Below are 8,188 nucleotides of genomic sequence, written 5' to 3'. Positions count from 1 at the left end.
CGCCTTACGGTGGAGCTGTGCGTAGATGTGATCAAGAGACAGCCCCCGGGGGTGGACACGAAGCGCGGCACCAGGAGCGGCAGTGCCAGGAAAGGGCCAGGCCCTATGCCGGATCGTAGCGCCGGCAGAATTCCTCCGCGCCGAGCGAGCGGAAATCGCCGAGCCGCTCGCCCAGGACCTCGTGCGGCCAGTCCCACCAGGCGATGCGTTCCAGCGCCGCGATCACCGTCGGCGGGAAGCGGAAGCGCAGCACGCGCCCCGGCACCCCGACCACGATGGCGAAGGGTGGCACATCCTTCGTCACCACCGCGCCCGCGCCGATGGCGGCGCCGTTGCCGATGCGCAGACCTGGCAGCACCACCGCGCCATGCCCGATCCACACGTCATGGCCGAGCGTGACGTGGTGGTCCCGCCGCCACGCGAAGAAATCCGCGTCATCGTCGCCGAGGCCATAGGCGGCGGAGCGGTAGGTGAAGTGGTTCAGCGCCACGCGTTCCAGCGGGTGGTTGCCGGGGTTGATCCGCACCTGCGCGGCGATGGAGCAGAAGCGCCCGAGCGTGGCATAGATGATGTCGCTGTCGTTCGCGACGTAGCTGTAGTCGCCGAAGACGCACTCCGCGAGCTTCGTCCGCGCCCCGACCTCACAGTACCGGCCGAGGCGCGTGTCGCGCAGGCTGGCGCTGGGATCGATGGCCGGGGCCTCGCCCAGCCGCTTCGTGGCCGTCGCCGGGTCCATGTGTCGCCTGCCTGTCGCGCCCATCCGTGCCTCCGTGGAAAAGGGCGGCGCTGTTGCCATTTCCGCCGGCAGTGCGGGAAGACATTCTCGTGACAACCCACCGCCCTCTCGGCGCGGAATGGGGGCGCACGATCGCGTGCCGGAGCGAACGCCCACCGGAACCAGGCGTTCGTTTGCAGGGACCGTGCAGACCCGTGCCGGCCCATCGGCAAGGATGGAGGAGCAGGAATGACCAAGTCCCTCAAGCCCGGCGACCATGTACGCTGGGAAAGCTCCGGCGGCACCAGCCACGGTACGGTGGAGAAGAAGTTGACCGGCGACACGCAGATCAAGGCCCACAAGGTCAGGGCCTCGCCGGAGGACCCGCAGTTCCTGGTGAAGAGCGACAAGAGCGGCGGCAAGGCGGCGCACAAGCCGGAAGCCCTGCGCAAGGAGTGACGCCGCGCCTCACGCGCTATCGGGCCTGTCCCGCTGCCGCAGGAAATCCACGAAGGCGCGCAGTGGCGCGGGCATGTGGCGGCGTGCCGGATAATAGAGGAAGGGCCCGGAAAAGCGCTGCGACCAGTCCTCCAGCACCGGGACCAGCGTACCGGAAGCCAAGTGGGGCGCCAGATACTCCTCGAACAGCTTGACCACCCCGAAGCCCCGCGCCGCGAGGAAGATCTCCAGTTCGGCATTGCCCGCCACCAGCCTTCCCTCGGGCGCGATCTTCACCACGCGCCCGTCCTTCTCGAACTCCCAGACGGCGACCATCCCGCTGGAAAAGCGGTGCCGGATGCAGTCATGCCCGAGCAGGTCGCGCGGATGCCGTGGGACGCCCCGCGCCGCCAGGTAGTCCGGCGAGGCCGCCGCCACGAAGCGCTGCACGCGCGGCCCGATGGGCACGGCGATCATGTCGCGCTCCAGCCTTTCGTCGTAGCGCACGCCGGCATCGAAGCCGGCGGCCAGCACGTCGATGAAGCTGTCGTCGCTCACCACCTCCATGCGGATGCCCGGATGCCGGCGCAGGGAGGCTTCCAGTAGCGGCGGCAGGATCATCCGCGCCACCACCGTCGGCACGTTGAGCCGCAGCGTCCCCGCCGGGCTGTCGCGGAAGCTGTTCACCGCATCCACCGCCGCCGCGACCTCGCCCAGGGCCGGTCCCAGCCGTTCCAGCAGCCGCTCCCCTGCCTCGGTCGGCGTCACGCTGCGGGTGGTGCGGTTCAGCAGCCTGACCCCCAGCACGGCTTCCAGCCGGCGCACCGCCTCGCTCAGCGAGGATGCGGATACCCCGCGCAGCCCGGCCGCCCGCCGGAAGCTGCGCGTCCGTGCCACCGCGGCGAAGGCATCGAGATCGGCAAGATCGGGACCGGCCATTGTGCAAAAATCCAAACAACCCGTGCGGAGAAGGCCGGATTATCGCACGAGCCGCGCCGCCCCATACTCCCCGTCAGCCCGGAAAGCAGCGCATCGCGGCGTCGGGAAGATTGGCAGACAGGAGAAGTCATCATGCAGAACCGCCAACTCGGCGCGGCAGGCCCGCGCGTCTCCGCCCTCGGCCTCGGCTGCATGGGCATGTCCGGCATGTATGGCCCGGCGGACCGCGCCGAGAGCATCGCCACCATCCATGCCGCCCTGGATGCCGGCATCGACCTGCTCGACACCGGCGATTTCTACGGCGTTGGCCATAACGAGATGCTGATCGGCGAGGCGCTCCGCACCCGCCGGCGCGAGGACGTATTGATCAGCGTGAAGTTCGGCGCCCTGCGCGATCCCGCCCTGAACTGGACCGGCTACGACGCCCGTCCGGCGGCGGTGAGGAACTTCCTGTCTTACTCGCTGCAACGCCTTGGCGTGGACTACATCGACATCTACCGCCCCGCGCGCCTCGATCCGGAGGTCCCGATCGAGGACACGATCGGCGCCGTCGCCGAGATGGTGCAGGCCGGCTATGTCCGCCAGATCGGCCTGTCCGAGGTCGGCCCCGACACCATCCGCCGCGCCGCCGCCGTGCACCCGATCTGCGACCTGCAGATCGAGTACTCGCTGATCTCCCGCGGCATCGAGGACAGCATCCTCCCCACCTGCCGCGAACTCGGCATCGGCATCACCGCCTATGGCGTCCTGTCGCGCGGGTTGATCAGCGGCCACTGGCAGGCAGGGCAGTCCGGCGCCGGCGACTTCCGCGGCCACAGCCCGCGCTTCCAGCAGGGCAATGTGGAGCGCAACCTGGCCCTGGTGGAGGAACTGCGCCGCATCGCGGCGGCGAAGGGCGCCAGCGTCGCCCAGATCGCCATCGCCTGGGTTGCCGCCCAGGGCGAGGACATCGTCCCCCTTGTCGGCGCCCGCCGCCGCGACCGCCTGGACGAGGCCCTCGGCGCGCTCGACGTCACGTTGACGCCGGAGGACCTCGCCGCCATCGGGCGTGCCGTGCCGAAGGGCGCCGCCGCGGGCGAACGCTACGACCCGAAGCAGATGGCCACGCTGGACAGCGAACGCAGCTGACACAGGGCGCTTCGGGGTCCGTGGGGAGGGGACCCGGCCTCTCCCCACGCCCGCCTCAGCGCGGCGTCACGCGCGCCTCGATCGCTTCCCAGATCTGCTTCTCCAGGAAGACATTGTCGAAGCGCGCCACCTCCTGCAGCCCGGTGGGGGAGGTCACGTTGATCTCGGTCAGGTAGTCGCCGATCACATCGATGCCCACGAAGATCAGCCCGCGCGCCCGCAGGTCCGGCCCGATGCGCGCGCAGATCTCGCGTTCCCGCTCCGTCAGCGTTGTCTGCACCGCCTTGCCGCCGACATGCATGTTGGAACGGCTCTCGCCCTCCGCCGGCACGCGGTTGATCGCGCCGCCCACCTCGCCATCCACCAGGATGATGCGCTTGTCGCCCTTGCGCACGGCGGGGACGTATTTCTGCACCATCAGCGGCTCACGCGACCGCTCGGTGAACATCTCCAGCAGCGAGGCGAGGTTCGGGTCGTCCGGCCGCACATGGAACACCCCCGCGCCGCCATTGCCGTAGAGCGGCTTGAGGATGATGTCGCCATGCGCCTCGCGGAACTTCAGGATGCGGCGCCGGTCGGAGGTGACCAGCGTTTCCGGCATCAGGTCCGTGTATTGCAGGACGTAGAGCTTCTCCGGCGCGTTCCGCACCTCGAAGGGGTCGTTCACCACCAGCGTCCGCGGATGGATGTGCTGGAGCAGGTGCGTGGCGGTGATGTAGGCCATGTCGAAGGGCGGGTCCTGGCGCATCAGCACCACGTCCATGTCGCCGAGGTCGATCTCCTCGTCCGGGCCCAACGTGGCGTGGTTGCCGGCCTCGCGGCGTACCTCCACCGGCTGCGCCCAGGCCATCACCCGCCCCGCATGCATCGCCAGGTCGCGCGGGTGGTAGTGCCAGAGCCGGTGCCCCCGGCCCTGGGCCTCCAGCATCAGGGCGAAGGTGCTGTCGCCCTTGATGTCGATGGAGCCGATCGGGTCCATCTGGACCGCGACCTTCAGCGTGCGCGTCATGCCTTCCATTCCCTGAAGCCCGTTGGGGAAGTCCGTCCGGGATGCGATCTTGGTCGCATTCCCGGGCCGGCAATGCCAGAGGGGTTTCGTCCCGCATCCGCTCCGGCCCAGCCCCGTCAGGGAGGAGCCTCCCCGGAAAGGCAGCTCCCTCAGGCCCCCGCCGGGGCTCCCTGTCAGGGGGCGGGCGGCCCTCCCGCCACCCCATCGATCCCGGAGCGGGGATTCGGAATTCGCTACGTGGCGTGCCAAGAAAGGCGCCGCACCAGGAGGAAGGACCAGCAGCGATGACGCGGCGGAAGAGGCGCAGCCCATGCTGACCGGCAGGTCGAAGGTCGCCGGCGTGTTCGGCTGGCCCGTCTCGCATTCCCGCTCGCCCCGCCTGCACGGCTTCTGGCTGGAACGCTACGGCATCGACGGCACCTATATCCCCCTGCCGGTGGAACCCGGCCGCCTGCCGGAAGTCGCCCGCGCCCTGACCCTGGCGGGCTTCGCCGGCGCCAATGTCACCATCCCGCACAAGGAAGCCGCCTTCGCCTGCTGCGACGAGGTGGACGACACCGCGCACCGCGCCGGGGCGGTCAACACGCTGGTCTTCCAGGGCGGGCTGATCATCGGCTCCAACACCGATGGCTGGGGCTTCCTCGCCAGCATGGAGGAACAGGCGCCCGGCTGGCGCGCCACGGACGGCACCGTCACCCTGCTCGGCGCCGGCGGCGCGGCGCGCGCCATCGCCGCGGCCCTGCTGAAGGCCGGCTGCCCCCGCGTCGTGCTGGTCAACCGCGCCACCTGGCGGGCGGAGAAGCTGGCGCGCGACCTGGAGCGCCCCGGCGAGGGCCGCATCGAGGTCGCCGCCGCCCCGCCGCTGGCGGAAACCGCCCTGCTGGTGAACACCACGCCGCTCGGCATGCGGGGCCAGCCGCCGCTGGAGATCGACCTCTCGCCCCTGCCGGACGCGGCGGTGGTCTGCGACATCGTCTATGTGCCGCTGGAAACGCCCCTGCTGGCCGCCGCCCGGGCGCGCGGGCTGCGCGCCGTGGACGGGCTCGGCATGCTGCTCCACCAGGGCCGGCCGGGCTTCGCGGCCTGGTTCGGCGTGATGCCGGAGGTCGATGCCGCCCTCCGCGCCCATGTCGCGGCGGATATCCCGCCGCGCTGATCCGGCGTCCGCCCGGAACATCCCCGCGTCACAGTTCCCCGGCCCCTGCCACAAATCGTCTCGGCGGCTTCCCAGGCTTACGGGGCGATGCCACCTAGGGTGGGCCATGCACGCCAGCCGGGACTCGCGCTCCGCCACCACGATCCGCCCCCGCCGCCCCGGGCGCGGAGGGCAGTCCGCATGAAGGTCCTGGGCCTGACCGGCAGCATCGGCATGGGCAAGTCCACCGCCGCCCTTGCCTTTCGCCGCCTGGGCGTGCCGGTCTTCGACGCCGATGCCACGGTCCACCGCCTCCAGGGGCCGGGCGGGCGCGCCCTGGCCGCGATCGAGGCCGCCTTTCCCGGCACGGTGCGCGACCTGCCCGGCGGCCGGCGGGTGGACCGGGAGGCCCTGCGCCGGGCGGTGATCGGCGACGACGCGGCGCTGAACCGGCTGGAGCGCATCATCCACCCGCTGGTCCGCGACGAGGAGCGCCGCTTCCTGGCCCGCGCCCGCCGCGCCGGCCGCCGACTCGCGGTGCTGGACATCCCCTTGCTGCTGGAAGGCGGCGGGCAGCGGCGCGTGGACACGGTCGTCGTCGTTTCCGCCCCGGCCGCCGTGCAGCGCGCCCGCGTGCTCCGCCGCCGGGGCATGACGCCGGAACGCCTTGCCGCCATCCTCGCCCGCCAGATGCCGGATGCCGAGAAGCGCCGCCTGGCCGACCACGTCATCCATACCGGCCTGTCGCGCCATGCCGCCCAGCGGGCGGTGCGCGCCCTGGTGCGCCGCTACGCAGGGCCGGAGGCACGGCCGCTGCCACCCGCCGCCACTCTGTGCTAGGGGCAGGGCCATGCGAGCCCTGATCCTGGACACCGAGACCACCGGCCTCGACCCCGCCACCGGCGACCGGGTGCTGGAAGTCGCGGCCATCGAGGTGGTGAACTTCATGCCCACCGGCCGCGAGTTCCACCGGCTGATCGACCCGCAGCGCGACGTGCCGGAGGAAGCCGCCCGCATCCACGGCTTCACGCGCGAGATGCTGGCCGGCAAGCCGCTCTTCGACGCCATCCTGCCGGATCTGCTGGACTTCCTGGCCGACGATCCGGTGGTGGCGCACAACGCGCCCTTCGACTTCAACTTCCTGGACCACGAGTTCCGCCGCTGCGGCGCGCCGGTGATCGACCGCCGCCGCATGGTGGACACGCTGGCCATCGCCAAGGCGCGCTTCCCCGGTCTGCCCAACAGCCTGGATGCGCTGTGCCGGCGCTTCGCCGTCGACAACTCGATGCGCACCTCGCACAACGCGCTCCTGGACGTGAAGCTGCTTTCCCAGGTCTATCTGGAGCTGATGGGCGGCAAGCAGCCGGGCCTCGCCCTGGCGGCCCAGGCCACGGGCCCCGTGCTGGTCGCCTCCACCGGCCCCGCCGGCCCGCGCCAGCCCCGCCCCATCGTCCCGTCGCCCGGGGAGCTGGAGCGCCACGCCGCCTTCATGGCACGGTTCAAGGAGAATCCCTGGGCGGCGACGGGCGCCGCCCCGAGCACCTCCCGCGGCACCCCGTGACCCTGTCCGCCCGGGCCTCCGGCCACGCCCGCCACCGGCGCGGCCTGTTCTAGATGCTCCAGACCGCCCTCGTCGCCGCGCGGGACCGCCGCCGCCTGCAGCAGATCGGCACGGTGCTGGTCCGCTTCGGGCTGGACGACTTCGTGCAGCGTTCCGGCCTGCGCGGCCTGCTGCGCCAGCTGGGCCTGCGCCAGGAACCGCCCGATGCGGAGGCCCGCCTCCTCTCGCTCCCCGCCCGCGTGCGCCGCGCGCTGGAGGAGCTGGGCCCCACCTTCATCAAGCTCGGCCAGGTCCTGGCCTCCCGCGCCGACCTGCTGCCGCCCGACTGGATCGAGGAGCTGGAACGGCTCCACAGCCACGTCCCCGCCTTGCCCTTCGAGGCCCTGCGCCCCCAGGTCGAGGATGACCTGGGCGCCCCGCCGGAGGAGGTCTTCGCCCGCTTCGAACCCCTGCCGCTCGCCTCAGCCTCCATCGCCCAGGTCCACCGCGCCACGCTGCGCGACGGGCAGGAGGTGGTGGTCAAGATCCGCCGTCCCGGCCTGCGCCCGCTGGTGGAGGCCGACCTGCGCCTCCTGTCCCACCTGACCGGGATGCTGGAAGCCGAATGGCCCGAACTCGCCCGCTACCGTGCCCGCGACATCCTGCGCCAGCTCCTGGGCGCCATGCGGGAGGAGCTGGATCTCGTCAACGAGGGCCGCAACGCCGAGGCCATCGCCGCCGGCTTCGCGGACCGGCCGGAAATCGTCTTCCCCCGCATCCACTGGGAATACACCACCGAAAGGCTGCTGGTGGAGGACCACCTGGAGGGCCAGCACCCGCGCGACCGCGCGACGCTGGAGGCGGCCGGGATGAACACCGCCATCCTGGCGCACCGGGGCGCCGAGGCCTTCTTCCGCATGACCCTGGTGGACGGGCTCTTCCACGCCGACCCGCACCCGGGCAACGTCCTCTGCCAGAGCGGCAACCGCATCGCCCTGCTGGACTTCGGCACGATCGGCCGCCTTTCGCTCCGCCGCCGGGACCAGGTGCTGACCCTCATCGCCGCCCTGGCCCGCGGCAAGTCGGCCGGCGTCAGCGACGTCCTGCTCGACTGGGCCGGCCAGCCGGAGGTGGACCCCGTCGCGGTGGCCGAGGCCGCCGATGCCTTCGTCGCCCGCCACAGCACCGGCCCGCTCCTGCTCAGCCAGGCCATCCCGGACTTCATGGGCCTGATGCGCGACCACGGCCTGGCCCTGCCCGCCGACCTCGCCCAGGGCTTCAAGG

Annotated in this window: 9 protein-coding genes; 6 read left to right on the top strand and 3 right to left on the bottom strand. The window is 71.7% G+C overall.

Annotated features, from left to right (window positions below; all coding sequences use genetic code 11):
• Positions 1-103: 103 nt before the first annotated feature.
• Positions 104-736 carry an acetyltransferase gene (locus ROTAS13_RS14885; protein ID WP_019462955.1) on the bottom strand — a complete coding sequence of 211 codons (633 nt, stop codon included), beginning with the start codon at positions 734-736 and terminating at the stop codon, positions 104-106.
• A gap of 228 nt (positions 737-964) precedes the next feature.
• On the opposite strand from ROTAS13_RS14885, the gene ROTAS13_RS14880 reads away from it, so the two are divergent.
• Complete coding sequence (locus tag ROTAS13_RS14880) at positions 965-1,174, top strand: DUF2945 domain-containing protein (protein WP_019462956.1); 210 nt, start codon at positions 965-967, stop codon at positions 1,172-1,174.
• A 9-nt stretch (positions 1,175-1,183) separates the two neighbouring features.
• Here the strand turns inward: ROTAS13_RS14880 and ROTAS13_RS14875 are convergent, their stop codons facing one another.
• Positions 1,184-2,092 (bottom strand): LysR family transcriptional regulator, encoded by a 909-nt coding sequence (locus ROTAS13_RS14875; RefSeq protein ID WP_075822728.1) that lies wholly within the window; start codon positions 2,090-2,092, stop codon positions 1,184-1,186.
• A gap of 132 nt (positions 2,093-2,224) precedes the next feature.
• Between ROTAS13_RS14875 and ROTAS13_RS14870 the strand changes: the two genes are divergently transcribed.
• The gene (locus tag ROTAS13_RS14870; RefSeq protein WP_075822727.1) at positions 2,225-3,220 is read left to right on the top strand and encodes an aldo/keto reductase; all 996 of its coding nucleotides are present in this window, start codon (positions 2,225-2,227) and stop codon (positions 3,218-3,220) included.
• A gap of 55 nt (positions 3,221-3,275) precedes the next feature.
• Here the strand turns inward: ROTAS13_RS14870 and gshB are convergent, their stop codons facing one another.
• Positions 3,276-4,229 carry a glutathione synthase gene (gene gshB, locus ROTAS13_RS14865; RefSeq protein ID WP_099781889.1) on the bottom strand — a complete coding sequence of 318 codons (954 nt, stop codon included), beginning with the start codon at positions 4,227-4,229 and terminating at the stop codon, positions 3,276-3,278.
• 310 nt (positions 4,230-4,539) lie between these two features.
• Here gshB and ROTAS13_RS14860 point away from each other — a divergent pair, with 310 nt between their 5' ends.
• The 4 genes from ROTAS13_RS14860 to ROTAS13_RS14845 form a co-directional block, all read left to right on the top strand.
• Positions 4,540-5,385, top strand: a complete 846-nt coding sequence (locus ROTAS13_RS14860) for a shikimate dehydrogenase (RefSeq protein WP_075822726.1) — start codon at positions 4,540-4,542, stop codon at positions 5,383-5,385.
• A gap of 180 nt (positions 5,386-5,565) precedes the next feature.
• Complete coding sequence (gene coaE / locus ROTAS13_RS14855; protein ID WP_058389100.1) at positions 5,566-6,204, top strand: dephospho-CoA kinase; 639 nt, start codon at positions 5,566-5,568, stop codon at positions 6,202-6,204.
• A 10-nt stretch (positions 6,205-6,214) separates the two neighbouring features.
• Positions 6,215-6,925: a DNA polymerase III subunit epsilon gene (gene dnaQ, locus ROTAS13_RS14850; protein ID WP_075822725.1), complete on the top strand. Its 711-nt coding sequence runs from the start codon at positions 6,215-6,217 to the stop codon at positions 6,923-6,925.
• Between the two features lie 53 nt (positions 6,926-6,978).
• The coding region (locus ROTAS13_RS14845) for an AarF/ABC1/UbiB kinase family protein (protein WP_075822724.1) at positions 6,979-8,188 on the top strand (1,210 nt) is incomplete at its 3' end.

This window comes from Roseomonas sp. TAS13, assembly GCF_001950415.1.
GTDB classification, from domain to species: domain Bacteria; phylum Pseudomonadota; class Alphaproteobacteria; order Acetobacterales; family Acetobacteraceae; genus Roseomonas; species Roseomonas mucosa.
This window is presented reverse-complemented; position numbering and strand designations above follow the sequence as displayed.

Excerpts from the sequence above, each read along its gene's own strand:
- ROTAS13_RS14885 (WP_019462955.1), bottom strand. The coding sequence starts at position 736 with ATGGACCCGGCGACGGCCACGAAGCGGCTGGGCGAGGCCCCGGCCATC.
- ROTAS13_RS14880 (WP_019462956.1), top strand. The coding sequence starts at position 965 with ATGACCAAGTCCCTCAAGCCCGGCGACCATGTACGCTGGGAAAGCTCC.
- ROTAS13_RS14875 (WP_075822728.1), bottom strand. The coding sequence starts at position 2,092 with ATGGCCGGTCCCGATCTTGCCGATCTCGATGCCTTCGCCGCGGTGGCA.
- ROTAS13_RS14870 (WP_075822727.1), top strand. The coding sequence starts at position 2,225 with ATGCAGAACCGCCAACTCGGCGCGGCAGGCCCGCGCGTCTCCGCCCTC.
- gshB (WP_099781889.1), bottom strand. The coding sequence starts at position 4,229 with ATGACGCGCACGCTGAAGGTCGCGGTCCAGATGGACCCGATCGGCTCC.
- ROTAS13_RS14860 (WP_075822726.1), top strand. The coding sequence starts at position 4,540 with ATGCTGACCGGCAGGTCGAAGGTCGCCGGCGTGTTCGGCTGGCCCGTC.
- coaE (WP_058389100.1), top strand. The coding sequence starts at position 5,566 with ATGAAGGTCCTGGGCCTGACCGGCAGCATCGGCATGGGCAAGTCCACC.
- dnaQ (WP_075822725.1), top strand. The coding sequence starts at position 6,215 with ATGCGAGCCCTGATCCTGGACACCGAGACCACCGGCCTCGACCCCGCC.